This window comes from Kribbella sp. NPDC004536, assembly GCF_042873835.1.
GTDB lineage: Bacteria > Actinomycetota > Actinomycetes > Propionibacteriales > Kribbellaceae > Kribbella.
In genome coordinates this window covers 1881828-1908639 of record NZ_JBIALY010000001.1, presented here as the reverse complement: position 1 = coordinate 1908639, position 26812 = coordinate 1881828, and the positions used below count along the sequence as shown (strand labels likewise).

The 26812-nt window shown below is 68.7% G+C and carries 22 protein-coding genes; 13 read left to right on the top strand and 9 right to left on the bottom strand.

The window, feature by feature from the left end; genetic code table 11:
• Positions 1 to 36: 36 nt before the first annotated feature.
• The 5 genes from ACFYRU_RS09440 to ACFYRU_RS09420 all read left to right on the top strand — a co-directional run bounded on the left by ACFYRU_RS09440 (position 37) and on the right by ACFYRU_RS09420 (position 5743).
• Entirely contained in the window at positions 37 to 936 is a 900-nt protein-coding gene (locus ACFYRU_RS09440; RefSeq protein ID WP_387655161.1) for a carbohydrate ABC transporter permease, read from the top strand.
• On the top strand, positions 933 to 1841 hold the full coding sequence (locus ACFYRU_RS09435) for a carbohydrate ABC transporter permease (protein ID WP_387655158.1): 909 nt from the start codon (positions 933 to 935) through the stop codon (positions 1839 to 1841). The genes ACFYRU_RS09440 and ACFYRU_RS09435 overlap by 4 nt, the downstream gene beginning before the upstream one ends.
• 120 nt (positions 1842 to 1961) lie before the next feature.
• Positions 1962 to 3596: a hypothetical protein gene (locus ACFYRU_RS09430; protein ID WP_387655155.1), complete on the top strand. Its 1635-nt coding sequence runs from the start codon at positions 1962 to 1964 to the stop codon at positions 3594 to 3596.
• A gap of 56 nt (positions 3597 to 3652) precedes the next feature.
• Complete coding sequence (locus ACFYRU_RS09425; RefSeq protein WP_387655153.1) at positions 3653 to 5431, top strand: NHL domain-containing thioredoxin family protein; 1779 nt, start codon at positions 3653 to 3655, stop codon at positions 5429 to 5431.
• Positions 5432 to 5494: 63 nt separating this feature from the next.
• A complete protein-coding gene (locus tag ACFYRU_RS09420) occupies positions 5495 to 5743 on the top strand; it encodes a DUF6458 family protein (protein ID WP_387655151.1) in 249 nt (82 codons plus the stop codon).
• Positions 5744 to 5833: 90 nt separating this feature from the next.
• Here ACFYRU_RS09420 and ACFYRU_RS09415 read toward each other — a convergent pair whose 3' ends face one another.
• The 5 genes from ACFYRU_RS09415 to ACFYRU_RS09395 form a co-directional block, all read right to left on the bottom strand.
• Complete coding sequence (locus ACFYRU_RS09415) at positions 5834 to 6604, bottom strand: DUF4097 domain-containing protein (RefSeq protein WP_387655149.1); 771 nt, start codon at positions 6602 to 6604, stop codon at positions 5834 to 5836.
• Between the two features lie 110 nt (positions 6605 to 6714).
• Entirely contained in the window at positions 6715 to 7956 is a 1242-nt protein-coding gene (locus tag ACFYRU_RS09410; RefSeq protein ID WP_387655146.1) for a hypothetical protein, read from the bottom strand.
• The gene (locus ACFYRU_RS09405) at positions 7953 to 8594 is read right to left on the bottom strand and encodes a hypothetical protein (protein ID WP_387655144.1); all 642 of its coding nucleotides are present in this window, start codon (positions 8592 to 8594) and stop codon (positions 7953 to 7955) included. The genes ACFYRU_RS09410 and ACFYRU_RS09405 overlap by 4 nt, the downstream gene beginning before the upstream one ends.
• Positions 8591 to 9823 carry a hypothetical protein gene (locus tag ACFYRU_RS09400; protein ID WP_387655142.1) on the bottom strand — a complete coding sequence of 411 codons (1233 nt, stop codon included), beginning with the start codon at positions 9821 to 9823 and terminating at the stop codon, positions 8591 to 8593. The genes ACFYRU_RS09405 and ACFYRU_RS09400 overlap by 4 nt, the downstream gene beginning before the upstream one ends.
• A 261-nt stretch (positions 9824 to 10084) precedes the next feature.
• Positions 10085 to 11953 carry an acyl-CoA dehydrogenase gene (locus tag ACFYRU_RS09395; protein ID WP_387655140.1) on the bottom strand — a complete coding sequence of 623 codons (1869 nt, stop codon included), beginning with the start codon at positions 11951 to 11953 and terminating at the stop codon, positions 10085 to 10087.
• Positions 11954 to 12028: 75 nt separating this feature from the next.
• On the opposite strand from ACFYRU_RS09395, the gene ACFYRU_RS09390 reads away from it, so the two are divergent.
• Positions 12029 to 12547: a histidine phosphatase family protein gene (locus ACFYRU_RS09390; protein WP_387655137.1), complete on the top strand. Its 519-nt coding sequence runs from the start codon at positions 12029 to 12031 to the stop codon at positions 12545 to 12547.
• Here the strand turns inward: ACFYRU_RS09390 and ACFYRU_RS09385 are convergent.
• The gene (locus ACFYRU_RS09385; protein WP_387655134.1) at positions 12535 to 13434 is read right to left on the bottom strand and encodes an endo-beta-N-acetylglucosaminidase H; all 900 of its coding nucleotides are present in this window, start codon (positions 13432 to 13434) and stop codon (positions 12535 to 12537) included. The two genes, ACFYRU_RS09390 and ACFYRU_RS09385, sit on opposite strands and share 13 nt — an antisense overlap.
• Positions 13435 to 13692: 258 nt before the next feature.
• On the opposite strand from ACFYRU_RS09385, the gene ACFYRU_RS09380 reads away from it, so the two are divergent.
• The 4 genes from ACFYRU_RS09380 (at position 13693) to ACFYRU_RS09365 (ending at position 17805) form a co-directional block, all read left to right on the top strand.
• Complete coding sequence (locus ACFYRU_RS09380; protein ID WP_387655131.1) at positions 13693 to 14844, top strand: anhydro-N-acetylmuramic acid kinase; 1152 nt, start codon at positions 13693 to 13695, stop codon at positions 14842 to 14844.
• A 15-nt stretch (positions 14845 to 14859) separates the two neighbouring features.
• Positions 14860 to 15378, top strand: a complete 519-nt coding sequence (locus tag ACFYRU_RS09375; RefSeq protein WP_387655128.1) for an AAA family ATPase — start codon at positions 14860 to 14862, stop codon at positions 15376 to 15378.
• 91 nt (positions 15379 to 15469) lie between these two features.
• Positions 15470 to 16564, top strand: a complete 1095-nt coding sequence (locus tag ACFYRU_RS09370; protein WP_387655125.1) for a MerR family transcriptional regulator — start codon at positions 15470 to 15472, stop codon at positions 16562 to 16564.
• On the top strand, positions 16561 to 17805 hold the full coding sequence (locus tag ACFYRU_RS09365) for an MFS transporter (protein WP_387655122.1): 1245 nt from the start codon (positions 16561 to 16563) through the stop codon (positions 17803 to 17805). The genes ACFYRU_RS09370 and ACFYRU_RS09365 overlap by 4 nt, the downstream gene beginning before the upstream one ends.
• On the opposite strand, the gene ACFYRU_RS09360 is transcribed toward ACFYRU_RS09365, so the two are convergent.
• A complete protein-coding gene (locus tag ACFYRU_RS09360) occupies positions 17798 to 20122 on the bottom strand; it encodes a hypothetical protein (RefSeq protein ID WP_387655119.1) in 2325 nt (774 codons plus the stop codon). The two genes, ACFYRU_RS09365 and ACFYRU_RS09360, sit on opposite strands and share 8 nt — an antisense overlap.
• 76 nt (positions 20123 to 20198) lie before the next feature.
• Between ACFYRU_RS09360 and ACFYRU_RS09355 the strand changes: the two genes are divergently transcribed.
• Together ACFYRU_RS09355 and ACFYRU_RS09350 are read left to right on the top strand one after the other, a co-directional pair.
• Positions 20199 to 20798 carry a DJ-1/PfpI family protein gene (locus ACFYRU_RS09355; RefSeq protein ID WP_387655117.1) on the top strand — a complete coding sequence of 200 codons (600 nt, stop codon included), beginning with the start codon at positions 20199 to 20201 and terminating at the stop codon, positions 20796 to 20798.
• Positions 20795 to 21289 carry a MarR family winged helix-turn-helix transcriptional regulator gene (locus ACFYRU_RS09350; protein WP_387655114.1) on the top strand — a complete coding sequence of 165 codons (495 nt, stop codon included), beginning with the start codon at positions 20795 to 20797 and terminating at the stop codon, positions 21287 to 21289. Before ACFYRU_RS09355 ends, ACFYRU_RS09350 begins: the two co-directional genes overlap by 4 nt.
• On the opposite strand, the gene ACFYRU_RS09345 is transcribed toward ACFYRU_RS09350, so the two are convergent.
• Positions 21267 to 23711 carry a polysaccharide lyase family 8 super-sandwich domain-containing protein gene (locus ACFYRU_RS09345; protein WP_387655111.1) on the bottom strand — a complete coding sequence of 815 codons (2445 nt, stop codon included), beginning with the start codon at positions 23709 to 23711 and terminating at the stop codon, positions 21267 to 21269. The two genes, ACFYRU_RS09350 and ACFYRU_RS09345, sit on opposite strands and share 23 nt — an antisense overlap.
• Before the next feature lie 86 nt (positions 23712 to 23797).
• A complete protein-coding gene (locus ACFYRU_RS09340) occupies positions 23798 to 26035 on the bottom strand; it encodes a hypothetical protein (RefSeq protein WP_387655109.1) in 2238 nt (745 codons plus the stop codon).
• Positions 26036 to 26190: 155 nt separating this feature from the next.
• On the opposite strand from ACFYRU_RS09340, the gene ACFYRU_RS09335 reads away from it, so the two are divergent.
• Complete coding sequence (locus ACFYRU_RS09335) at positions 26191 to 26811, top strand: TetR/AcrR family transcriptional regulator (protein WP_387655106.1); 621 nt, start codon at positions 26191 to 26193, stop codon at positions 26809 to 26811.
• Position 26812 lies beyond the last annotated feature (1 nt).

Sequence of the window (26812 nt, the reverse complement as noted above, 5' to 3'; positions counted from 1 at the left end):
GCACGGCGAGTTGACTACCGAGTTGGAGGACTGAGCGTGCACGGAAGAATTCGCACCTGGGGACCTGGAGCCCTGGTGCTGCTGCCGACTGTGCTGTTGCTCGGGTACTTCGTGTACGGGCTGATCGCATGGTCCTTCAACACCTCGCTGACGAACCGGCACACCGCCCGCAAGGGCCCCGCGTCGTACGTCGGGTTCGAGAACTACGGCAACCTGTTCAGTGAGGACCGGTTCCTCAACTCGCTGAAGAACCTCGGCGTGCTCACGGTGGCGTTCATCGTGGGCACGCTGGTGTTCGGCCTGCTGTGGGCACTCCTGCTGGAGAAGGGCGTGCCCGGCGAGTCGATCTTCCGGTCGATCTACCTGTTCCCGATGGCGATCTCGATGATCGCCTCGGGCGTGGTCTGGGGCTGGTTGCTGAACCCGTCCCAGGGCGCCGACGCGCGCGGGCTGAACCGGTTGTTCGAGATTCTCCATCTGCATTTCCTGGAGAATCCGTGGTGGACCGGCGGCAGTAGATGGACGACGATGGCGTCCATCGCGCTGCCCGCGGTCTGGCAGATGTCGGGGTACATCATGGCGCTGTTCCTCGCCGGGTTCCGGGGCATCCCGCCGGAGCTGCGGGAGGCGGCGCGGGTCGACGGCGCGTCGGAGTTCAAGCTGTACCGGCACGTCCTGTTCCCGCAGCTGTCGCCGATCGCGCTGTCCGCGCTGATCATCCTCGGCCACATCTCGCTGAAGCTGTTCGACCTCATCTACGCGATCACCGGGCCGAACCAGTTCCGTACCGAGGTGCCGGCCATCCTGATGTGGAACACGTTGCTCCGCAGCGACATGGCAAAGGCCGCCGCGATCGGCATCGTGATGCTCGCGGTGGTCGCCGTACTCGTCATCCCGTACCTCGCGTGGACCGTCCGGCAGGAGAACGAGCAATGAGCGCCGATACCGCGTCGCCTACCGGGACTGCCGCGGCGGCGATCCGACGGAAGCCGTCGAAGAGCCGCGGGGTCATCGCGGACGGCTCGACCCGCCGCAGCCGGACGGTGCGTTACGTCCTGCTCCTGCTGTTCCTGCTGTTCGTACTGATCCCGGTGTACGTCGTGCTGATCACGAGCTTCAAGAACTCAACCGACACCACCGCCGCCCGGCAGTGGTCGTTGCCGCAGGTGTGGACGCTGGATCCGTGGCGCAACGCCTGGACCGTGCTGCAGCCGTACATGATCCGGTCGCTGTCGCTGGCGATCCCGGCCGCGATCATCTCGTCGCTGATCGGGTCCGTGAACGGGTTCGTGCTGGCCCGCTGGCGGTTCCCGGGCGCGAACCTCGTGTTCGCGTTCATCCTGTTCGGCATGTTCATCCCGTACCAGGCGGTGATGCTGCCGCTGCGGGTCACGTTCACCGACCTGAACGTCACCCGGGGCATCCCGACGCTGATCATCGCGCACTGCATCTACGGCATCCCGATCTGCACGCTGATCTTCCGGAACTACTACGCCACGATCGTGCCGAACGAGATCATCGAGTCGGCCCGGGTGGACGGCGCCGGGCTGGTCCAGACGTACGCGCGGATCATCCTGCCGATCTCGATCTCCGGGTTCGTGGTGACGCTGATCTGGCAGTTCACCTCGGTCTGGAACGACTTCCTGTTCGCGTTGTTCCTGACCCAGCAGAACAACGGCCCGGTGACGCTCGGCCTGGCGGCACTGGCCGGCGGTCAGAAGGTCGACTACGCCGCCTCGATGGCGGGCGCGCTGATCACGTCGTTCCCGACGCTGATCGTCTACATCCTGCTCGGGCGCTGGTTCATCGGCGGCCTGATGGCAGGTGCGCTGAAAGGCTGATTCCCGGACGACTCCTGACGGCCCGTGCACTGCCGAGCACGGGCCGTCGTTGTTCGAGTTGTCCACAGGGCGCGCGGTGGGGACTGCGGGGGAGTGGGCGCGGGCGGTAATCTCACGGAGGTGACCAAGTCTCCGAGTGGACGGGACGGACGGCGCAGCCACTTGCGGCTCGTCGGCTCCGAGCCCGACGAGCCCTACGCGCCGCCGGTGGGTGTCGATGTCGACACCACGCCGAGCGTCGCTGTGCTGGAGACCCTGCTGGAAACGCTCACTCTCGACCTGGCCGCGGTGCCGGCCGCGCTGCACCCGGTGATCGCCGAGGCGTCCGTGGCCCGCTCGGCGGCGATGCTCGCGGACCAGTTGTGGCCGGCCGGGCGCCCGGACGAGATCGGTGAGGTCGAGCGGTTCTTCTGGGCCGACGCAGCCCGCGTTCTCGGTGAACGCCGTGATCTGGAGTCCTTCGTGCTGCTGACCAGCCTGGCCCGGACCGTCGGTCCGGCCGGCCGGTTGCCGTTGCAGCGCGCCCACGTGTCCCGGCTGCGGACCCAGGACGAGGTGCCGGAGTGGGTGACCCGGATCGCCGGGTTCCGGCTGACCAGCGCGATCGTCTCCGAGGACATCACCGGCGACGGCCTCAGCGTCGTACTGGACTACGACGACGAGCAGCACCCGCACACGCTGGTGGTGTTCGTCGACAACAACCTCGGCGGGATCATCAAGGACGTGTTCGTCGGCCCGCCGGTGGATCGCGTCCTGGACGCGTACCAGCGCGGCGGCCGGGTGACCATCCGGACCGTGCGGCCGCCGATCGCGGCCGGGATCATCCTGCAGGCGCTCGGCGAGACCCGGGACTACGACGATCCGCCGGTCAGCGAGGACTTCGAGTTCTTCACCGGCCTGCTGGTGAACCGGCTGACCCAGATGCCGGAGCGCCCGGTCCGCCCGCCGATGCGGCCGCTGCTGTCCCCGCGGCAGCGCGAGCACCTGGTCGAGGACTTCCTCGAGTCGCAGCAGGCCGTTGGCCTGCCCGACGATGCGGCGGACATCGTCCGGCTCTGGATCGACCACGCGGTCGACCACACCGTCGGCGGCCCGCTGCGGGTCAGCGGCGTACTCGTCGAGCTCTTCCTGGCGCACTGGCTGCCCCGGAAGGTGCTTGCCGACAGCACCTACTTCGACGCGGTGCCGGTCGTGGTGAAGGCCTGGCTCGAGTTCGCCGGCGAACAGGCCAACCTGCCGCTGGACACGATCGAGGAGGCGGTCGACGCCGTCGACGTCTGGCAGCCCGCGCTGGAGGCCGCCGCGATGATCGACCCGGTCGGCTCGAAGCCCGGCGAACGGGTCTTCCTCGACGACGCGACCAACGACCTGGAAGACGCTTACCGCGCGCTGGCCGGACTGGGATCACCACCCCAACCCGACCTCGAAGGTCTCGACAACCACCAGGCCGCAACCCTGTCGGTCCTGGCCCCGCACGCCTGGCTGATGGCCGGCGAAACGCTGGGCACGGCGTACGCCCCCGACGCCTTCGACATCGCCGAACGCCTGGTCCGCGACGCCCCCGACCTGCTCGCCAAGGCCCGCCTCTCCACCTGGCCCCGAGCCATCGTCTGGCTGATCGCCCACCGCCACCGCCTGGTCGGCCCCGGCGAACCCCTCACCCCCTACACCCTCGCCACCGACCTCTCCTCCTCCCCCGCCACCCTCCGCAAAACCGCCAAACTCCTCACCGACACCCTGATCCTGCCCCGCTGATCCCGGCGATCGGGCCCGCGCAGGCTGCTGTTGAGCGGCGGCGGACAATAGGGGGTATGCATGTGCGTGCGCCTGAGTTGCGGGGTCGTGGCTGGTTGAACACCGGCGGGCGGGAGTTGGCGTTGGCCGACTTCCGGGGACGCTTTTTGTTGCTCGATTTTTGGACGTTTTGTTGTATCAACTGTCTGCATGTGCTGGATGAGTTGCGGCCGTTGGAGGAGAAGTACGGCGATGCGTTGGTGATTGTGGGGGTGCATTCGCCGAAGTTCGCGCATGAGGGGGAGGAGGCGGCGGTTCGGGCCGCTGTCGAGCGGTACGAGGTGGGGCATCCGGTGCTGGACGATCCGGAGTTGGTGACCTGGCAGAACTACACGGCGCGGGCGTGGCCGACGTTGGTGCTGGTGGATCCGAACGGGTACATCGTCGCGCAGTACTCGGGCGAGGGGCACCTGCACGCGTTGGATGCGCTGCTGTCCGAGTTGGTGGTCGAGCACGAGGCAGCGGGTACGTTGACGCGCGGCAAGTCGCCGTACGTCGCACCTGTTGCCGAGCCGACCGACCTGCGGTTCCCGGCGAAGGTGGTTGCGCTGGACAACGGGTTCCTGGTCGCGGACGCGGGCAACCACAGCATCGTCGAGCTGGCCGCTGACGCGACGACCGTCGTACGGCGGATCGGGACCGGCGAGCGTGGTTTCGTGGACGGCGGCGACTCCGAGGCGCGGTTCTCCGAGCCGAACGGACTGGTGTTGCTCCCGGACGACGTCGCGGCGAGGACCGGGTACGACCTGGTCGTCGCGGACACGGTCAACCACGCGCTCCGTGGTGTCCACCTGCAGAGCGGCGAGGTGACGACGCTCGTCGGTACGGGCAAGCAGTGGATGGACGGGGACGGCACCGACGTCCTCAGTTCGCCTTGGGACGTCGCCTGGTGGGGCGGCAAGGTGTGGATCGCGATGGCCGGCGTGCACCAGTTGTGGACGTTCGACCCGTTCAGCGGGGAAACGTCGGTTGCGGCCGGTACGACGAACGAGGGGTTGAAGGACGGTCCGCTCGGCGAGGCGTGGTTCGCGCAGACGAGCGGGCTTGCAGCGGACGGGGAGCGGCTGTGGCTGGCCGACTCGGAGATCTCCGCGCTTCGATGGGTCGACACCTCTGTCCATACAGCTGTCGGGACCGGTCTGTTCGACTTCGGGCTGCGGGACGGGAAGGCGAGCGAGGCGTTGCTGCAGCATCCGCTCGGCGTGACCGTGCTGCCGGACGGGTCGGTGGCGATCGCCGATACGTACAACGGCGCCGTTCGGCGGTACGACCCGTCGACCGGGACGGTCGAGACGATGGCGACCGGGCTGGCCGAGCCGAGCGGAGCCGTTGTCGTAGGCAACGAGCTGCTGGTGGTCGAGTCGGCTGCGCATCGGCTGACCCGGATCCCGTTGGGCGCGTCCGCTGTCGCGGACGAGTTCAGCACGCGTACGCAGCGTCCGCCGATGGACCTCGCGGCCGGCGAGGTGACGCTGGAGGTCGTCTTCACGCCGCCGCCCGGCCAGAAGCTGGACGACCGCTACGGCCCGTCGACGCGGTTGCTGGTGTCGTCCACCCCGGACAACCTGCTTCGTGAAGGCGCCGGCGACTCGACCGATCTCGTACGGCGGCTGGTGATCGATCCGCACGCCGGCTCCGGCGTACTGCACGTGGCCGTCCAGGCCGCCTCCTGCGACGACTCCGCCGAGGTGGAGTTCCCCGCCTGCCACATGCACCGCCAGGACTGGGGTGTTCCCGTCACTGTCACGCCCGCCGGCGCCGACCGTCTTGAGTTAGTGCTCTCGGGCGGCAAGTAGCCGCATGGGTCGGGGTACCGGGAGGAGGTCAGACAGCCGCAGCCCGGGAAGCGAGGACGTCCGATGAGTATCGGTGTGGGCATCTTTCTGATGGTGGTGGGCGCCGTCCTGGCGTTCGCCGTACGAGATACGTGGGACGCGGTCAACCTGCAGGTGGTCGGCTACATCCTCCTGCTCGCCGGCGCGGCAGGAATCGTCCTCTCCTTCTACATCACCAACCGCCGCCGCCGAGTAGAAACCAACGCCATCGACCCCGCGGTAGAAGAGGAATACCGGGTGGTCGAAGAACACCACCGAGACCTCAGCGAGTAGCCGGATTGTCGAGTCGTGAGAAGAGGCTCTGAATCACAGCCCGTTCTCACGACTCGGCGGACGGGGTCGGAGCCGTTTGCCACGACTCGGTTACTCCGAGCGGAGTGTGATGTCGCCGGAGGTGGTGGTGGCGGTGATGGTGTGGGCGCCGGTGGTGCTGTCGGCCAGGCCGGTGTCGACGTCGCCGTGTTTCGTGTCGAGACTCGTCCGGTAGTCGGTGCCGGGCGCCTTGATCTCGATGTCGCCGCTGGTGCCCTTGGCGGTCACGTCGTTGGCCTCGGCGAGGGTCAGTTCCATGTTGCCGGACGTGGTCTCGACGTTCACCGGGCCGCCCTTGAGGTCCTTGGCCTCGATGTCGCCGGAGTTGGCCTTGACGTCGAGTTTGCCGTCGAGACCGTGCACGGAGACGTCGCCGGAGGTGACCTTCAGGTTGACGTCGCCGTCGACGTCGCGGAGTTCGATCTTGCCGGACGTCGACTTGGCGTCGACGCCGCCGACGCCGGAGATCTGGATGTCGCCGCTGCCGTTCTCACCGGTGACCTTGGTACCGCGGGGGACGGTGACCTCGTAGTCGGCGCTGCACTGCCAGCCGCAGTCGCCGTCGAGCTTCAGGGTGCCGTCGTTCACCGAGTACGCCTTGCCGTGCTTGAAGAACCAGAACTTGCGCTTCTCCCGCACGCTGGTCCGGTCGTCGTCGGACACCTTGATCGTGATGTCCGAATGGCCGGCGGCCAGTTGGACGGTGGTGATCTTGTCGGAGATCTGGTGGGTCTCGTCGGAGTCCCGGTCCCCGAACTGCCAGAACGCCAGCCCGGCTGCCGCCACCAGCAGGATGATTCCGAGCTGCTTGTTCTCCGCCATCGTCCGCCTCTTCTCGAGCCCACCCACGTTGTCGCAACGACAGTAGGCGCCGAAGCGGGCACCGAGGATCCGGCACATCCCCCGAGGCTCCCCTGAGCGGCGCTCAGGGTTTACCGGTGTAGTTCCCCGCGGGAGATTGCTGTGGACAGGTCTTCGCCGGTGGTGCCGAAGAAGGTTCTGGCCCAGAGCGAGTCCTCGTACCAGTACGGGCCGGCCTTGCCTGGTAGGGATGCCGGGGCGGTGCCGCGCTTCAGTGCCTGGCGGCAGTCGTTGCACAGCGGCAGGGTCAGAGTCGTACCGTCCGACTCGACCTTGGTCGGCCGCTCGGTCGCCCGCCCGTGCAGCGGGTTGAAAGCGCACAGGTCCGGTACGGCGTCCGCCCGGCGCCCGGCCGCGATCGCGACGGCTGCGTCGTACTCACGCCGCCCCTTGTCGAGCAGCACCATCGCGCCGACCAGATCGACGAGGTCGGGCGCCGCCGAGTCGAGGACCTTCGAAGCGGCAGCATGGTCGTCCAACGCGGCCTGCTGACGTACCAGCCCCGGGCCCGCCGTCGTGGGCAGAGCCGCGAGCTGTGACCCGAGCGTGGTGAGTTCGGCATTGGTGTCCTGGGTGAGCTTCCGCCGCCGCTCGGCCGCGACCGTCGCGGCGACGTGCGGCGGGATCCGGAACGTCTGCTCGCGCCGCGGCGCCGAACCGCCACGCCGCCGCCCGATCACCAGCCCGAGCCCGATCAGTACGACAAGCCCGCCGACGATCGACACCGCAACGGTCCACCCGTGCCCGCCGGACTCCGACGAGTCGTGCGGATCAGCAGACCCCGAGGAGGTGGGCCGCGGCGACGTACTCGGGATCCCCGGCTGCGCGAGCAGCTCGTACATCCGGGCGACCACCTCGGTCGGCCCCGCGTCGTACCCTTCGTCGTCGAGCGCACGCTCCCGTGACGCGTCGAGCTTCTCCTCGCTGACCTGCGGCAGATCCTTCGTGTCGTACCACGGGAAGCGGCTGCCGCCGTCGACGACGACGTACAGCCCCGGCTTCTGGAGAGCGTCCATCACCAGCGTCAGGACGTTGCTCTCCTGACCCTGGAACTCGTCGCTCGGTGTCAGCGGCAGGATGATCGTGTACGTCGGGTACGGGAGTGCCTTCGCCTTCTTCGCAACGTCCGCGCGCAGGTTCGCGGGCAGCGCGGTCTTGTACGCCGCGTCGATGTACAACGGGTCCTTCGTCAACGCGGTCGCGATCTCGCGGGCCCGCTCCGCGGGCGTCCCGGCCGGCGCAGCCTGCGCCGGGGATCCGACCAGTAGCGTCAGCGCCGCAGCAATGCAGGCGAACAGAATCCGGGCCTTCACGAGCGTTCCTTCCGTCGTCGTGGGGTGGCGACCGCCGCCACGATCAGCACGATGCCGCCGAGGACGCCGCCGCCGATCATCCCGACCGCGGTCCCGCCGAGGCCGTTCCCGATCGCCTTGCCGGCGGTGAACCTGTCGTCGCCCGAGGACGACGATTCGGGGGCCGGCGTCGGCGTCGTCCGAGGCGGTTCCGGCGTGCCGTACTTCGTCGGCCCGACACCGTCGAGGTACTCCCGGAGTTGCCGGCTCAGCGACTCCTCACCGTCCGGATAGGTCCAGTCGGGGGCGTACGCTGCGACCTGGTTCGCGACGCCGTACGTACGGTCGCCGTCCATCACGACGTACACGCCTGGCTTCCCGTTGGCGGCGGCCAGCCGGCCGGCCAGCAGTTCGGTGTCGCCCTTCTCCGGGAACCACTCGCCGGTCGGTACGACGGCCACGAACACCGGCACCTTCACCGCCGCGATCACCCGGACCATCTCGTTGCTGTCGGCAATCGATACGAAGTCCGGGTCGACGTACAACGGCCCGCGCGCCCAGGCTGCGACGGCGTCGTCGACGCGCGGATCACCGGCTGCCCAAGCCGGCGAGGTCAACAAGAACAAGGTTGCCGCCAGCAACAGGATGAGCCGTCTCATCGGACCTCGTCCTTCCAGGCGGCGACCCGCTCCGGGAGGTCGTCCGAGAGTGCACCGAACCCGGTCGCCACCATCGGGTTGTCCTCCGGATCGAGCGTCCAGTACGGCACCTGCTTGCGGTCGTGGCCGAGCAGGCCGGACTTGCTCCACACCCGCAGCCCGCGCGGGGTCTTCCCGTGCCGTACGACGGACGCGCACTGCTGGCACGCGGGGACCTGGACGTCGTCCGACCAGTCGACCGTCGCCGTGCCGGGATTGTGCGTCGGGTCGAAGAAGCACGGTGGCTGTACGGCGGCACCGGACGCACCCCGCTCCGCCTGCCGGGCGAGTACGAGCGCACCGGCTGACGCGAGCAGGTCGTCCGGGTGGTCCGCGCGCAGCGCCCGCGCCGCGTCCAACCGGCGGTACGCGTCGTCGCGCTGGTCCAGTTGCTCGGTCGTCCGATTGCGCCGCTTGTCCAGCCGCGCGACGGTCCGCTCGGCCGCCTTGATCCGGTCGTCGGCCTTGAGCTGTACCTCCCACGCGTCGATCGGCGGCTCGTCCTTGGCCGGCTGCTTCGACGCCTTGGGTACGTGCCGGCGACGTCGCCGCAGCCCGATCACCAGCGTCAGCGCGAACCCGAGCACCGCGCCGACCCCCATGCCGATGTACGCCGACCGGTCCTCCTTGTCGGTCGTCGTCAGGCCGTGGTCGGACGGGGGCTCCAGGTCGCCGGCCGGCACCGGCGGCAGCGCGCGACCGTCGAACGCCGTCGACGCCTGCTGGATCGTCCGTACGATCCGCGGCGCCGGCCGATCCGCGAGCACGTCGAGGCGCTGCTTGTCGTCGTTCTGCACGCTGACCAGGTCGCGGCCGCGCAGGCCGCCCGGGCGGTACAGCTCCGCGAGCGTCGACCAGTAGTTGCCGTCCACAACCGCGAGCACGTACAGCCCGGGCGTACCGATCCGCGCGTGCAGCAGGGTCGGCATGTCGTACGTCTTCTTCCCCAGGGCCGGCGTCCGCGGTACGAGTGCGACGTACACCGGTACGGCGGCGGTGCGCATCGCCGCCCGGATCCGGTCGAGCTCGGACTGCGGGATGCCGGGCGCCAGCCGCGGGTCGACCGACAGGTGGTCGGTCCGCCAGGCGGCGGCGATCCGGTCGGGCAACTCGGGCGTGTCCGCCCGCGCCGGAAGGGCGGGGAGGAACGCGAGGGCCGCGAGCAGGGCGGTGAGGAGTCGGGCGCGCATCGCGGACAGCGTACGACGACCGGGGGCAGACACATCCAGACGGACGCACGCACCCCTCACGTAGTTCCTCCCCGGAGTAGACGCGACCCTGGCTCGGACAGGGGAGACCAAGCCAGGGTCACGGTGTTTCAGGGCAGAAACGTTGCTACATCTCCACGCTCTGCAACAGGGCAGATCGTGGGGCAACCCGGGGCAGATTCGGGGGATTCAGGCCCCGGCGGCCTCCGGCTCGACCCGCGCAAGTGGCCGAGCCGGAGGAGCTCAGAACGCGGTCTCGGGGAGGTCCATCACGTCCAGATCGGTGAGCTCGGCCTTCACCCGCTCGGCCCGGACCGACGGCATCGTGGACCGTACGAACCACTGCGCCGCGGCCACCTTGCCGGTGTAAAAGTCCTGGTCAGCGGCCGAAAGCTCGCCACCGAGCCGCTCCAGCGCGACCTCGGCCTGACGCAGCATCAGCCACGAGCAGACGACGTCACCGAGGACGAACAGCAGACGCGAAGTGTTCAGGCCGACCTTGTAGACGTTGCGGGGGTCGCCGTTCTCCGCCTGGGGGTTGCTGGCCATGAGGGCCTGCCCCATGATGCCCAGGATTTTCTGCGTGTCCTCGAGGCCCTTGGCGAGCAGTCCACGCTCCTCCTTGAGGCGGCCGTTGCCCGCCTCGGAGGCGACGAACGCCTGCACCTGCTCGGCCAGATGGCCGAGGGCCTTGCCCTGGTCCTTGATGATCTTGCGGAAGAACAGGTCCTGCCCCTGGATCGCGGTCGTGCCCTCGTAGAGCGTGTCGATCTTCGCGTCCCGTACGTACTGCTCGATCGGGTAGTCCTGCAGGAAGCCGGATCCGCCGAACGTCTGCAGCGACTCGGTGCCGAGCAGCGTCCAGGACTTCTCCGAGCCGTACCCCTTCACCAGCGGCAGCAGCAGGTCGTTGACCCGCTCGGCGAGGTCGTCGTGCTCACCGGCGTACCGCGCCTGCTCGGCCCGGTCCTGGTACGTCGCCGTGAACAGTACGAGCGCCCGCAGCGCCTCCGCGTACGACTTCTGCGTCATCAGCGAACGCCGTACGTCGGGGTGGTGGGTGATCGTGACCCGCGGCGCGTCCTTGGCCGGCTGGGTGAGGTCCGCGCCCTGCACCCGCTCCTTCGCGTACTCGAGCGCGTTCAGGTAGCCGGTCGAGAGGGTGGCGATCGCCTTGGTGCCGACCATCATCCGCGCGTACTCGATCACCTGGAACATCTGCGCGATGCCGTCGTGCACCTCGCCGAGCAGCCAGCCCTTGGCCGGTCCGCCGAGGTTGCTGTCGCCGAAGGTGATCTCGCAGGTCGTGGAGACCTTGATGCCCATCTTCTTCTCGACGTTCGTGACGAAGGCGCCGTTGCGCTCGCCGGTCAGCTCGCCGGTCTCCAGGTCGAAGTCGTACTTCGGCACCACGAACAGGCTCAGGCCCTTCGTGCCCGGACCGCCGACGCCCTCGATGCCCTGCGGGCGGGCCAGCACCAGGTGGATGATGTTCTCGGTCATGTCGTGCTCGCCCGAGGTGATGAACCGCTTGACGCCCTCGATGTGCCAGGAGCCGTCGTCCTGCAGCGTGGCCTTGGTGCGGCCCGCGCCGACGTCGGAGCCGGCGTCCGGCTCGGTCAGCACCATGGTGGCGCCCCAGCCGCGCTCGATGATGTGGTGCGCGATCTTCTGGTCCCGCTCGGTGCCGTTGCGCCAGAGTACGTGCGCGAAGTTCGGGCCGGCGGCGTACATGTGGACCGGCGGGTTGGCGCCGAGCACCAGCTCGGCGGCGGCCCAGCGCAGCGACGGTGGGGTCGGCTGACCTCCGAGCTCAGCCGGCAGCTCGAGCTTGAACCACTCGGCGTCCATGTAGGCGTGGTAGCTCTTCTTGAACGCCTCGGGCATCCGGACCTCGTGCGCCTCGGGATCGAAGACCGGCGGGTTCCGGTCCGCCTCGGCGAACGACTCGGCCAGCTCGTGCTTGGCCAGCCGGTCCACCTCCGCGAGCACCTCGCGGGCGGTGTCGACGTCCATCTCGGCGTACGGGCCCTGTCCGAGCACGTCACCCCGGCCCAGAACCTCGAGCAGGTTGAACTCGATGTCCCGAAGATTCGACTTGTAGTGACTCACAGAAGCTCCCTTACTCACGAGTAACTTAAGTATATACCCGTCGGTAATGAGGGCAAAGGGGTATAGCTGTGACCTGTGACCAGGCTGATATACGAGACGCACTCGATCACCCTCGACAACCTGAACGGCATCGCGAGCGGGTGGTTGCCGGGTGAGCTGGCGCCGGAAGGTGTGCATCTGGCGAAGGAGCTGGGTGAGCGCCGCAGGGAGGTCGATGTGGTGTTCAGCTCGGACCTGCTGCGTGCGGTCCAGACCGTGGAGGCGGCCGGCTTCGTCGTGCCGCATCTGCAGGACTGGCGGCTGCGGGAGTGCAACTACGGCGAGCTCAACGGTGCGCCGGTGGACGCGCTCGCCCCCAGGGTCGAGCGCGTCCGGAACCCGTTTCCGGGCGGTCAGTCGTACGCCGACGTGGTCGACCTGACCCGTTCGTTCCTTGCTGATGTGAAGCAGTGGTACGACGCCGCAACTGTCCTTGTGGTTGCCCACTCCGCCAACAGATGGGCCTTGGAGCACCTGCTCGGCAGCGGCCGACCGATGGAAGAGCTGATCGAAGCCCCGTTCGACTGGCAGCCCGGCTGGACCTACGCCTTGTAGACGGTGTTGCTGCCGTAGAGTTTTTGGGTGAAGGCGGACATGTACGACGACGTGTCCGACTCGGTCAGGTTGTACGTCAGGAAGACGCCGTACCCGCCGCTGACCGTGCGCTGCGCGAGGCTCGCGGCGGTCGACGAACTGGTCGCGGTGTACGAGACCGCGGCCGGCGATACCCGGGACTTCTCGCTCGGCGCGCTGGGAACCGACCAGGTTCCGTAGTACGGGTTCCAGCCGTAGTCGAAGGTCTCGACGATGCTCTGACCCTTGTACGTGAGGCGGTCTGCCGCCGGGCCGATGTCGTACAGCGTGATCAGCTTGTTCGGGAGCTTCGCGCGGAGCGCCTGGACCAGGTACACGAACGAGAAGTCGTTCGGCTGGCCGGTGCCGTTGTTGCCGTACTCCGCGTACTCGTCGTCGAAGTCGATGCCGTCCAGGCCGTACTGGTTCACCGCGTCGGCGAGCTGCTGCGCGAACGCGTCGGCGGACGCCTGGTCCGGGAAGTTCGCGAAGCCGGCGCCCTGGTGGTTGCCGAGGATCGACAGCAGCACCTTGATGCCCTTGGCCTGCAGCGGGCGGACCTGGGTGGCGACGTTGTTCAGTACGTTCGTCACCTGGTCGTTGAAGTACAGGTACGCGTTGGTGCCGTCGTAGTTGATGTTCGCCGCGAAGATCACGGCGACGTCGATCACCTGCGCGCCGTTGCTCGCCAGCGTGTACTTGCCGGCGCTGAGCATGCTGTGGTCGTTGACCTCGATGTACGCGACGGTGACCGGCCCGGTCTTCGCGCGCGGCCGGCGCTTGTCCACGGCCTCGGCCGGCAACGCGGCACCGGTAGCAGCCGCGGCGGTGCCGGCGGCCAGGGCTGACAACAGGGTCCTTCGCTTCATGAGCTGATCGACTCCTCGTCAAAGGTGGGCGGTATCGCTATATCGGTTAAGTACCTGCGACCGCCTGTCGGTGTAGGCAGGCGGTCAGAGCAGATAAACCGGTATAGCGACACCGATCATCGACCGGCGAAAACCCGGGTGTCAAGGGTTCACCGCAGCGGCACGACCTCGGTCTTCCCGCCCACCCGCACCTCGGCGTGCACACCGGCCGGTGATGCACGATGATGGACGCTGCGACCGGCCATCGACGGGAGTGACATGCGCGTGATCGGACTGATGTCCGGGACGTCGTACGACGCGATCGACGCCGCTGCCGCGGACCTGCGGCTGGACGGTGACCAGCTCGTACTGACGCCGCTGGGGATGCTCAGCCAGCCGTACCCGGACGAGCTCCGGGCGGCGATCGCGGCCGCGTTGCCGCCGGCACCTACCTCGATGGAGCAGGTGTGCAGGCTCGACACCGGGATCGGGCAGGCGTTCGCGGGCGTCGCGCGGCAGGCGGTCGAGCAGCTCTGCGGCGGGTACGCGGACCTGATCGTGTCGCACGGCCAGACGATGTTCCACTGGGTCGACGGCGGCGCCGTCCGCGGTACGTTGCAGCTCGGGCAGCCGGCCTGGATCGCGGAGGCCACCGGCGTACCGGTCGTGTCGGACCTCCGGGCGCGGGACGTCGCTGCGGGCGGGCAGGGGGCGCCGCTGGTCAGCATCATCGACGTACTGTGGCTGCGCGGGCGTCCGGGCGTACCCGTGGCACTGAACCTTGGCGGGATCGCGAACATCACCGTGGTGCGGGGCGAGCCGGTCGCGTTCGACACCGGGCCGGCGAACGCGTTGATCGACGCGGTGGTGCAGGAGTTGACCGGGCGGCCGTTCGACGCGGACGGGGTGCTGGCCGCGCGCGGGCAGGTCCAGCTCGAACTGCTCGACCGGTTGCTGGCCGAGCCGTACTACGAACGCCCGGCGCCGAAGTCGTCGGGCAAGGAGCTCTTCAACCTCGCGTACGTCGCGCAGGCTCTCGAAGGGCTGCCGGTGATCCCGGCCGCGGACCTGGTCGCGACGGTCACCACGCTGACGGCGCGGACCGTGGCCGACGCGGTACGGCGCTACGGCGGGACCGAGGTGGTCGCCTCGGGCGGCGGGATCCGGAACCCGGCGTTGATGCAGCTGCTCGCGGACGAGCTGGCGATACCGGTCCGGACCACCGACGAGCTGGGCCTGCCGTCGGCGGCGAAGGAGGCGTACGCGTTCGCCGTACTCGGATTCCTGACCGTGCACGGGCTGGGCGGGACGGTACCGAGCTGCACCGGCGCCGGGCACTCGAGCGTGCTCGGATCGGTGACCCCCGGCCCGAGCGGACTACCGACGATTTCAGGCGAGGCCCGACCTCCCCTCGGGCTTTTCGTGGAATGACCGCACACTAGAGCTGTGACGAGGTTGTTCGTGGTGACCGGTGCGCCCGGTTCGGGGAAGTCGACGGTTGTGCCGGAGCTGGTCCGGCTCAGCCCGGGCAACCTGGTTGTGATGGACATGGACGAGCTGCTCGACGACAACGGGCGGCTGCTCGGGATCTCCATCGCGAGTCCGACGGCGGCGCCGATCTGGCCGGCGTACAACGCGCTGTGGCTGCGGATCACCGAGCTGATCCGGCGCTCCGGCATCCCGGTGCTGCTGCTGTCACCGCTGCTCCCGGCCGAACTCCCCGAAGGACGCTGGCTGCACCTGGACTGTCCGGACGCGGTACGGCGCAAACGCCTCGCGCTCCGGGGCTGGGCCGAGGACCAGATCGCCGACGCCCTCGCGGACGCCGCCGAACTCCGTACCCGCGTCCCGCGCTCGGTCCGGGGCGACCTTTCGCCGGAACGGGTCGCGCGCGGGATCCTGGACTGGATCCGCGGGGAACGCTTCGGGAAGACCCTCAGCCTGTGGGGCCGGATCCGCAGTTGAGGTCTTCGGAACTCTTTCCGCACCTGGCGCCGGATTGTTTCCGCAAAGGCGGGTTGACCTTCGAGTTGGTGCAGGGATGAGGGTCGGGTGCATGACGATCAGTGAGTTCGCCCGGCTGGTGGGGTTGGCGCCGAGCGCGTTGCGGTTCTACGACGACTGCGGCCTGCTCCCTCCCGCCGAGGTCGACACCACCAACGGCTACCGCTACTACGACCCGTCCCAGACCGAGCGAGCCCGCCTACTCCGGGACCTCCGCGAAATCGACCTCCCGCTCCCGGACGTACGCCAGGCCCTGGACGCCCCGCCCGCCGAGGTCGCCGACCTGATCCAGGCTCACCTCCGCACCCTGCACGCCAAATCCACCGCCACCCAGGAAGCCGCCACCCGCCTCCTCGCCCAACTCCTCGCCACCCAAACCACCGCCGTACTAGGCGGCCCCGAACTAGCCAGCGCCATCCGCCAGGTAACCCCATCCGCGGCCCCGCCCGCCGCAACCGCGGCGACGGATCCGGCCCCCGGTGGCTCCTCCGCCCCCGCCGGGGAATCCGGGGTGGGGGTGCCGGCTGCGGGCGAGGACTTGGGCCGGGTGTTGAGTTGTGTGTTGATCGAGTTGTCGCCGGACGAGGTGGTGTTCGTGGCGACCGATCGGTATCGGTTGGCGGTGCGGAGTGTTCGGCCGGTGGAGTTCGGGGGATCCAGCGGGCGGGTGCTGGTGCCGGCGGCGGAACTGGCTGCGGTCGGCCGGTGGGTTGCCGCGGGGGACGGGGTGCGGATCGAGGTGAACGGCGGGCTGCGGCTCGTCCGGGGCGACGAGGCGCGCGAGCTGCCGACGGTTGCCGCGGAGTATCCGGCGTACGAGCAGATCCTCGCGGGCCTGACACCGCCGGTGTGCCGGGTCGTGGTGGATCGGCTGCAGCTGCTGCAGACGCTCGAAGGACGCGAAGTTGTTGCCTTCGACATCGATCCCGAGGTACTGCGGATCGGCGACGAGGTGCGGCTCGACGTGATCGGCACCGGCTCCGTACGGATCGGGTTCACCGCGAGCCTGCTCGCGGCAGCACTGGAGGTCAGCGTCGGACCGGACGTACTGCTGGAGATCTGCGAACCTTCCCGACCGGTCGTCGTACGCTCGGCGGACCAGGGCACGTTCACGACCCTCGTAATGCCTGTCCGGCTGGACGGGTGAACCGGTCGTACTACGGCTGGCTGGCAGGATCCACCCTCTCGGTACTGGGCGACAACGCGCTGTTCTTCGCGCTCGGATGGGCCGCGACGGGCATCGGCCCGCGGGTCGCAGCGCTCGTACTGACCGGGTTCACCCTGCCTCGCGCCGTACTTCTCCTGCTCGGCGGCGTACTCGGCGACCGCCTCGGCCCGCGCCGCCTGCTCCTCCTCTGCACCGCGATCGTCGGCACGTGCTGCTTCCTGCTCCCGGCGGTCATCGGCCTCCACGGCGTATCCGCCGGCATCCTGCTGACCACGTCGGTCGCTGTCGGAACGGTGGACGCGTTCGCGCTACCCGCGGCCGGCGTACTGCCTCGGCTCTTCGTATCCGACGATCAGTTGCCCAGGGCAATGGCGTTGCGAACCTCGGCCACCCAGGTGATCACGCTCGCCGGCGGGCCGCTCAGCGGCGTACTCGTCGCGACGGTCGGCCTCGTCGGAGCGCTCATCCTCAACGGACTGACGTTCGCGGTGGAGTTCGCCGTGCTACTGCTGCTCAGACCTCCGTACGACGTACCGCCGCCGGCCGATCGCCCGTCCGTCGTACGCGCGGCGGTCGACGGCCTACGAGTGGCGGCAGCGGATCCGGTACTGCGAAGGATCCTCGGCGTGGTCGCCCTCGTCGCCGCGTTCGTCCTACCGGTGACGTCGTTGTGCGTACCGCTCCTCGCCCGTTCCCAAGGTTGGTCCGCAGGTCAAGCGGGCATAGTTGTCGCAGGCAACGTCTGCGGCAGCCTGCTGGTAACAGTCCTGGTGGCCCGCCTCGGCTCCTTCAACCGCCCCGCCCTCGCGAGCGGCATCGGCTGCCTGCTAGCCGCCCTCGGCATCGCGAGCCTGCCCCTCGCCCCGTCCGTCCCGCTCGCAGTGGCGGCGACCCTGACCCAGGGCGTCGGCATCGGCCTCTTCACATCCCACCTGGCACCGGTCTTCGTCCGCAGCACGCCGAAGTCCCACCTGACCCGCCTCCAATCCCTCCTGTCCCTAGTCCAAACCGTCCCCCTACTAGCGTCGACGAACCTCCTCGCAACCCTCGACGTACACCAAGCCCTATCCCTCGCCGCCGGCGCCACCGCCATAGCCGGCATCATCCTGCTGGGAACTCGATCTCGAACGTCGGAAACTCCGGCTGCGGACAAGCCTCCCCGCGATACCCAACCGCCTCGTAGAACGGCGCCGCCGGCAAGCACCTGGTTTGTTAGTTGAAGGTCAGGGTGGTGAGGGTGGTCTGGGCGGTGGTGGCGTCGGGTGGGGAGGCGTTGGGGAGGGTGATGAGGAGAACGGCCTGGATGTCCCCGGCGGTTTGGTTGATGGCGTAGGTGATGGTGGTGGCCTGGGACGCGCAGGTGTACCAGGTGAAGCCGGGGAGGTCCGTGAGCGGGGGTGACGGGGTTGGTTCGCACCAGCGGTGGTCGAGGGATCCCTGGAGGAGGACAGCCTCGTAGCAGGCCTTGTCCGTACTCGCGGCACGCAGCGACTCTTCCGGGGCGTTCGCGACGATGAGGGCGGTCTGGTGGTTGGACGAGTTGATGCTCGCGATCTCGGCGTCGTCGCGGTCGCATTGGCCCGGGGTCCAGCCGGATGGCACGGTCATCGTCACTTGATGACCTGGCGGACGGGCAAGTGCCGGCGGGACCTTCGTCAGGCTGAGGACGGCGGAGGTCGCGATGAGCGCGGCCGCGACCACACCCGTGGCGAATCTGAGCGGACCGCCACCAGGCATGACGATCGCCGGGGACCCGCCTCGCCACCCCGGCCCGACCGGTCGCGCGACCGGCTCGGTCTGGCACAGCAACGCGAACGTCAACGGAACGATGAGCAGGTTCCATTCGAGCCTGGAACCGTTGTCGAAGAGGCCGATCCCGGCGCCGGCGCCGATCGTGAAGGCCGCGAGGCTGATCAGCGTGGCCCAGGTCGCCATCGCGAGCACCGACTTCCAGGCCGGGTTCTCCCGCTCCTCACGAGTGTCGACGAGGAACCGCCACGCCACCGGCAGGATCACCAGCAGTACGGCGGCCGCTGTGGCCGGTGATCCGGACAGTACCGCGTCGATGCCGAAGGCCGAGATCGTCGCTCCGATCAGCGTCTGTGCCAACAGCGGCGAGCTCGCGCCGATGTCGCGGACGCCGACCGCGACGACCAGTACGACGAGGCACACGCAGACCACGAGGCGCTGCGGAGAAGCGAGTACATGGTCGCTGGTGAGCCGATGGTTGCTGACAGCAACCTGTACGGCACTCGGAAATCCCCAGAGGACAAAGGCGATTCCAAACATGGTTCCGGTGCTGAGCCGGCGGTCTGACCGCAAGCTTCCGGCGGTCGCGACAGCGACCAGGACGACTGCGACCAGGCTGTCGTACCGCTGGAGCCACAGACCCCAGTCGAGCGCCGTCTGCGCCCAGTTCCCGTGGACAATCGGACCGACGACCAACTGCAACAGTGATCCGCCGACGAGTAACACCGAGGGCAGGCCGAGCGCGACGATCGCGACAGCGACCGTACTCCGTAACCTCCCGGGCACGACCGGGTTGCGAGCTTCCCAGCCCAGCGCCAGCGCGCCGGCAACCGCGGCGAGGACGCAGTACGACCATTGCGCGCCGGAGCCGAATCGCCAGATACCTGCTGCGGTGGACCCGAAGACGCCGAGGTATCCGAGCACCAGCACGATCAGTACGAGTACGGCGGCCGCGAGGATCGTGATCCGCCGCCGCACTACCCGCAGCTTGGCGAAACGGCCCGCCAAAGCTACCTGTGCCCGCGCGAACTCCGATCCGGACAGAAGGATCAGGATGACTAGCCAGCCGGCGATTCCCGCGGCCGCGACGCCGCTGAAGAGCCGCAGCGCCGACGCGGATCGAGGTGCGCGTAGGGCGCCGATGACATCAGTCGGCAGGCCACTTGCGAGATAGAGCGGGATGACGTTCGTGACGTGGCTGGACACTCCCCAGGCGACGATGGTGATCCACAGCGGCACGCTGATCACGAGTCCGGTCATCACCGGTGACTTGCCGAGCAGTCTGCCCGGAAGCACGAGCCACCCCGCCGGGATCAAACTGGACGCCACCATGAGGCCGAGCGTCCACGACGGTACGGCACTCCACTCGACCCGGACGGACGGGAGCGCCTTGCCGGCCAGGGCGATGCTCCGCGCCAGGCCGGTCGCGCCGTCGACGACGCTGAAGCTCACACCGCAGCTGAGCAGCGCGATCACCGCCAGCAGCGGGCGGGCGTTCGGCGCCACCGAGGCCGCGGTCGCGACGGACCAGGCGGCGAGGGCCAGTGCCGCGAGCATGAGTACGACGGTGGCGTCGGCGAGCGGCCGGCTGTAGAACCACACCTGCGGTTCGGTCGGGCCGAGGCTGTAGATGCCCGCGACGATCGCCAGGCCCGCCGAAACCAGGGCGGCTGCGCCGAGCCGGATGCTGGTGTCGTACGGCGCCTCTGCGATCCTCGGCCGAATCACGCGGTCGCCGACGTACCGGCGGATCCGCTCGACCGGCCCGCCGAGCGCGGTTGTCGTCATGGTGCCCCCGATTCCGAGTATGGCACCGCATGATCAGATCTTGACAACACGCTGTCGTAATGACAGTATGTTGTCTATGAGGACAGCATACGTAGCGGTGTACGAGACGTTGGCGGACTGGGAGATCGGGCATCTGCTGGTGGAGTTGCGGACCGGGCGGTTCACCGGGGTGCCGTGGACTGTGGTGACGGTGGGGGAGTCGGCCGATCCGGTGGTGACGATGGGTGGGATGCGGATCGTTCCCGATGTGGTGATCGGGGATGTCGTGCCGGCCGCTGGGGATCTGTTGGTGCTGGCGGGGTCGGGGCAGTGGGACGCGGGCGGCGGGGACGCGTTCGCGAAGCTGGCGGGGCGGTTCCTCGAGGAGGGCGTGCCGGTGGCTGCGATCTGTGGGGCGACGGCAGGACTCGCGCGGGCCGGCTTGCTGGACGAGCGTGCGCATACGAGTGCGGCGAAGGAGTACCTGCAGGCGACCGGGTACCAGGGCTCGGATCGGTACGTCGATGCGCGCGCGGTCATCGGTGGTGACCTGGTCACGGCCGGGCCGGACTCGCCGGTGCAGCTCGCGCGGGCGGTGCTGGAGCGGCTCGAGCTCGCGGACGAGCGGAAGCTGGATGCGTACGAGGGCGTGTTCCACCGCGCCGACCCGGCTGCCTACGCGACGCTGTTGGGATGACCCGCAAGGACGAGGCGGTTGTCCCGCCGAGGGGCGAGTGGCCGGAGCCCGGCCCGCAGTCGGAAGGTGGTGCGGCGTTGACCGAGGTCGTACTCGCCACCTTCCGGCTGAACGCGCGGCTGATGGAGGCCGCGCAGGGCCTGGCCGCGAACGGCGGGCTGACCGCGGCCTGGTGGCAGGTGCTCGGCGGCGTACTGCGTGAACCGCACTCGGTCGCCGATGTCGGCCGGATCATGGGCGTGAGCCGGCAGGGGGTGCAGCGGATCGCGGACCTGCTGGTCGAACACGGGTTGGCGGAGTATCGGCCCAACCCGGCGCATCGGCGGGCGAAGTTGCTGGCGTGTACGGAGGCCGGGCATTACGCGATTCGGCAGATCGCGGTCGCGCAGCATCCGTGGACGTCGGAGCTGGCGGAGACCGTCGGTCTCGACGACCTCCGCACGACGCTGCGGACGATGCAGGCGCTGATCACCAAGCTGGAAGAAGCTTGATCGCTCGGCTGCTTCCGTACGTCTGACGGGTGTCGAAGGTCAGGCGGGTGCCGGTCACCGTACGGGTCACCTGTACGCCTGGCGTTGTGGTCGCAGGTTTCAGGTACTGCGCCGGCAGGTTGATCGTGATGCTGGCGCGCTGCGTTGTCGGGTCGGAGGCGGCGACCTGGATGCTCGCGTCCAGACGACGAATGAGCAGCGAGGCCGGACCGTCGACGGTCAGCCCAGGAAGGTGGTGCAGACCGGGGCCGAACGTGTTGGCGGCGGTCAGGCGGAGTCCTGAGTGCTGGATCGCCTGCATTCTCGGGGTGTTCGAGAGCACGGCCAGCTTGTTGTGCTGGTAGGCGCGTAGGGCAGATTCTGTTGCGTTGGGCACCAATGTGTAGGCGAGGGTGTGCTTCTTGCCGGGTGGTTGGGTGTGGGTGATCGCGAAGACCTGTTTGGTGACTGCAGTGTCCGGGTTGGACGTACGTACTACTCGGCGGCTCCGGGTGACAGCCTGGACCTGGGCGGTAACAGATGCCGGCTGGAGGAAGTAGTAGCCCATGGCAACGGTTCCGTCGGTGTAGTGGAGCCATCGCGGGTCGTCGTTGAGGACCTGTACCGGAGCGCCGGCGGCGGCGATTCGGGTGTCCAGGGTCGTGGTTACCGGGCGGGTGTCGTCGCCGATGTTGGCTGCCAGTACGACGATCTCGTCGTCCAGCAGGAACCAGGATTTGGTGGCGGTGGCGTTCTGGTAGGTGACGAAGTCGGGCGGGAGGTCCGCGCGGGACGCGTACGCGAAGTCGTCGGACTGGATCCAGCCGACCGCGCTGTAAGCATCCAGGGTGGCGCCGCCTGAATACGTATTCATTCCGACCGGGAAGTAGACGTACGTGTTCTGCGACTCCGACGACGCGGTGAACCCGAGCGCGGCGTTGTCGTAGTACGCCGTCCCGTACAGCTCCGGCACCGATTTCCGCGTCTCGACCGGCGCGGTCACCCCGGCCAACGCGTACGGCGACACCGTCGTGAAGTAGTCGATGCCGTACGCCTGCGTCTGGTCCTGCCCGGACAGGTACAGGTAGTGCGCGCCGTCGCCCTGGAACCACGGCAGCAGGTTCTCGCCGCTCATGTACTCGTACTTGCTGATCCGCGTCGAGCTCCGCGCCAGTGCGAACGCATACCCGGGCCGCCGGTGCACCGTTCGGTCCATCGCGTTGAACGCCGTACTCAGCTCCGCCGGGTTGAGGTCGGCCGGCACGATCGACGCATCCGCCTTCAGATCCGCGAACCGGCCGATGCTGACCGGCGACACGAAGCCGTTCACGTTGATCGTCGGCCGCGCCGTGAACTTCGCGAACGCCTTCAGCCGCAGGGCATCCGCGCCGGCGGCGTAGTCGGCGAGATCCACGATCGCCTCGACGATCACCGCCACGTCGTCGTACCCGGTCCCGGTCCGCGACACCGCGCGGCCCTTGACGATCTCCATCATCCAGCCCTCGAAGATCAGCGGCGCGAACCCGTGCTCGACCCAGCCCTGCACCACCCCGACCAGGTCGTCGCTCTGCGCGTACTCCGTTCCCGCGAGCGCCTTGATCGTCTGTACGACGCGACTCAGCAGGCCCTTCCCGTACGAGCCCGTGTACGCGACCGACGCGTGCTGGATGAACGAACCGTCCGCGTAGTACCCGTCCGTGACGCCGTGCTGCAGGTTGTACGGGTCGACCGTCGCGAACACCGTGAACTGGTCCTGCAGTGCCTTCCGGATCCGCGCGTCGTCGTTCAGCAGCGCGCCCTGTAGTACCCGGTTCGCGGTGATGTCGACGAGGTTCGCGCCGGTGTGGAACCGCGAGTCGAGGTCGACGTCGCCGTTCTTCCCGTTCCGCAGGTACGCGTCCATCGAGGCGACGTACGTGGTGATCAGATCGGCCGGTGCGTCGATCAGCACGAGCGTCTTCGATACGAACGTGGAGATGCCGATCTCCCAGGTGAACCAGTTGCCGTAATACCCCTTCGACTGGTCGCCGTAGAAGTTGTCGTGCAACCACACCAGCCCGGCCGCGATCCGGTCGCGGACGGCTGAGGTTTGCAGGTCGGACGCGGGACCGGGGCGGCGGTACGCGAGCGCGATCTCGTACAGGTGCTGGTACGACGAGCTCAGGTTCGGGTCGCTCGTACCGAGCGGGAAGCCGGCGAACAGTTCGCCGGTACCGGCCCGGTCGAGCGCCGACAGCCAGGTGCGGGCCGTGCTGTCGATCGCGGCAACCTTCGCAGCGACCTCGGGGCGCGCGTTGGACTCCGCTGTACCGGCGTAGATCGCGATCATGTTCCGCAACAGCAGATTCGGCTCGGCGGCGTGCGCCGCGGACGCGGGTCGTACGGCGGTCAGCAACGCGGTAGCAGGCACGAAGGACAGCAGGCGACGACGGGACAGCTCCACTGGTACTCCCGGGCGGATGGGAAAACCTGACCCCGGGAGTCAATCAGTAGAAACTATCTTTCGGCAATCGCTTGCCGGCCAGTTTTTCAGACGCCGCCTGCGCCGACCAGCTGAGGGTCGATCGACAGGACCTGGACGGCAGTGCCCGATGCCTTCGATGGGATCACCAGCGCGACCTGGTGAAGGTAGTCCTGGTGCAGGCTCTGCGTGTACTTGACCATGCTGCTGAACGCCGTCGCCTCGCCGCTGGTCCAGTACGCGTTCGAGCCCGGCTCGACGCGCTGCAGGTACTGCTCGGTGAGCGACAGGAAGACCAGCGCGTCGCCGTTCGACGTGATGAAGGCGAGCGGGGTGCCGGACGGGAGGAACGCGTCGGTGACGCTCGCGATGTACGGCTCGGCGGTGTCGGCGGTCTTCGCCTTCGAGCGCAGGTCGAGCAGGTTGATCAGGCTGGCCGAGTTCTCGAACAGACCTGCCTGCGGAGCCTTCGGGCCGGCGGTCAGGTACGCCGCGAGGTCCCGGGCGACCGCGGCCGGCTGGGCGCGGAGGTTGTTCAGGTCCGTGGTGTCCGCGGTGCGGAGGCCGTCGAGGGACGGCACGCCGGCCGTCTTCGTCGGGTAGACCGAGTGGGTGAGGAGCCACGGGCTGCCCGCGTTCTCCCGCTGCCAGACGCCGAGCTGCCGGCTGCCGGGAGCGTTCGAGATGCCGGAGCTGACCACGAAACGCATCGGGTACGACGTGAACTGCGGCGCGCCGATCTCCGGATCGGTGTAGGTGAACGGCTTCGACACCTCCTTGCCGGCCGCGTCGAGCTTCCGCCCGATCTCGAAGCCGGCGAGGGTCTGCGCGAGCGTCGGGTTGCCCTCGATGGTCGAGGACAGCTTCCCGTCCCGGGTGCGGTTCGCCTGGTTGTTCAGCTGGTTGTACCGCTGGACGACCGCCTGCGCATCCGCCAGCGTGACCGCGGGCCGGCTGTCCGGCACGGTCATGCTGTTCTTCGGTGGCATCAGCCCACAGCTCGTTGCCGTCAGCAACATCGCACCGGACGCCAGCAGTGCGGCGGTCCGGCGTACTGCCTCGTCACTCTTCACAAACTCCGGCGACTCGTTCAACGGCACGGTAGCCTCGTCAGCCGCCTCCGCACCGGCTGCCGCCTGCTCGGCGGACGCAACCTCCACCGACGCCGGCACCCCGGCTGCCCCCTCCTCGAACGGCGACTCGTCGTACGTCGGCACCGCGGGCTGCTCGAACGGCGGTTCGTCGTACGTCGGCGCCGCGGCCTGTCCGTACGTGGGCCGGTCGATCCCGTTGTGCCGGTGTGAGGTGCCGGCGCCGATCAGGACGGGCGCCTTGGCGCGCGCCACCGCGGCAGCGGACATGAACATCGGCGCCGCCGGAACAGCAACCGGCACAGTCCGCGCCGCCCCAGTCCGCACCAACGCCGGCCGCACCGCCACCGCCGCAGCAGCCACATCCTCCGCCGGAACCTCGGCAACGGAGGCTGCCACCTCTACCGGAACCGACTCGACCGGCGCGTCCTCGTCTTGCTCCTCCTGCTCCTCGAGCGGGGCGAAGGGGCTCACGCGGTCCGGGTGGAAGGGGGAGACGCGGTACGCCGGACTGTTGTCGGCCGGCGCCGCCGGAGCTGAGACCAGGACCGGGATGCGGGCGTTCTTGATGACCGGAATCTCAGTGGTGTCGGCCACCTGACGGACTGCGGCCACCGGACGACGGCGACGGAGCAGGCGTAGGCCGAAGGCGAAGACCAGCACGCCGGCCCCCAGCACCAGCAGGCAGATGCCGAAGAGCCGGTGGACCTGGATGCCGAACGTGACCTGCGCGCCGACCGCGGGCGACCCGTCCGCGTTCATCACGACGACGTCGTACCGGCCGTCCTGAACCTGCCAGCTCACCGACTGCGCACCGGTGGCAGACTGCGCGACCCACCAGTCCAGCGCGCCGGGCGGCGTCAACTTGTTGGTGCGGCCACGCACCTCCTGCGTGCCGTACGTAGCCGGCGGGTCGAATCGGACCAACTGCGTGTGCGAGACCCCGGACAGGTAGTCCCGGACGTCCAGGTCCTGACCGACGCCGATGAACAGCGGCTTGTCGCCGGTGGCGCTGACATGCAGCGTCGGGCCGTGCCGGTCGAGCAGCGACGGCGCGCTGACGACGGCGAGACCCGTGCTGGCGAGCCGGTGGCTGGGGGTGGTGATCGTGTTGTCCGGGCCGACCAGCCAGAAGGCTGCGACCGCTCCGGCGACGGTGGCCGCCAGGCCTGACAGCGCCAGCAGCAGACCCAGGGTGATGCGGGCGAAACGCATGAAGAGGCTCCCGTTGTACGACGTGTCCGGCGACGGACGGGTGCACCGGACGGCGGGCGCGCGGTCCGGACCCCTCTCCAGGTGTCCGGATGCTTACCCGTTGTCACTGACTAACTGATCGAACAAGGATCTGTTACGATCTCGTGTATTAGCGAATGGCGATTCACAAACTCGGAGGCGACCGGATGGCCCGGCCACGGCTGGTCAGCGACGACGTGATCCTCGACGCGACCCGCGAAGTGCTGGCCGAGCTCGGGCCGCTGAAACTGACCCTCGCGGCAGTCGGATCCCGCGTCGGTCTGGCTCCGCCGACGCTCATGCAGCGGTTCGGCTCCAAGCGCGGCCTGCTGCTCGCGTCGGCCGCTCGCTCGCCGGTGATGGTCCAGCGGCTGGCCGAGCTGGTGGCCGGCCGCAACACCTCACCGCTGGCCACCCTCCGGGACTTCGCGCTGTCCGCGGTCGCGCACATCGAGCACCGCGAGCAGCTCGGCAACGGTCTCGGATTCGTTCAGCTCGACGTCGCGGACCCGGAGTTCCGCCAGCACGCGCTGGCGCACTCCGCCGCGATCGTCGACAGCTGCGACAGGTTCTACCGGGCGGCGGTGGAGGCGGGCGAGTTGCGCGCGGACACCGACGTACCGGCGCTGGCGCGGCACACCCTTGTCTGTTTCAACGGCGCGCTCCAGGTCTGGGCGGTGAACGGCTGGGGCTCGCTGACCGAGTTCCTCAGCGCGCAGCTCGACCTGATGATCGCGCCCTATCTCATCCAGGAGTAGC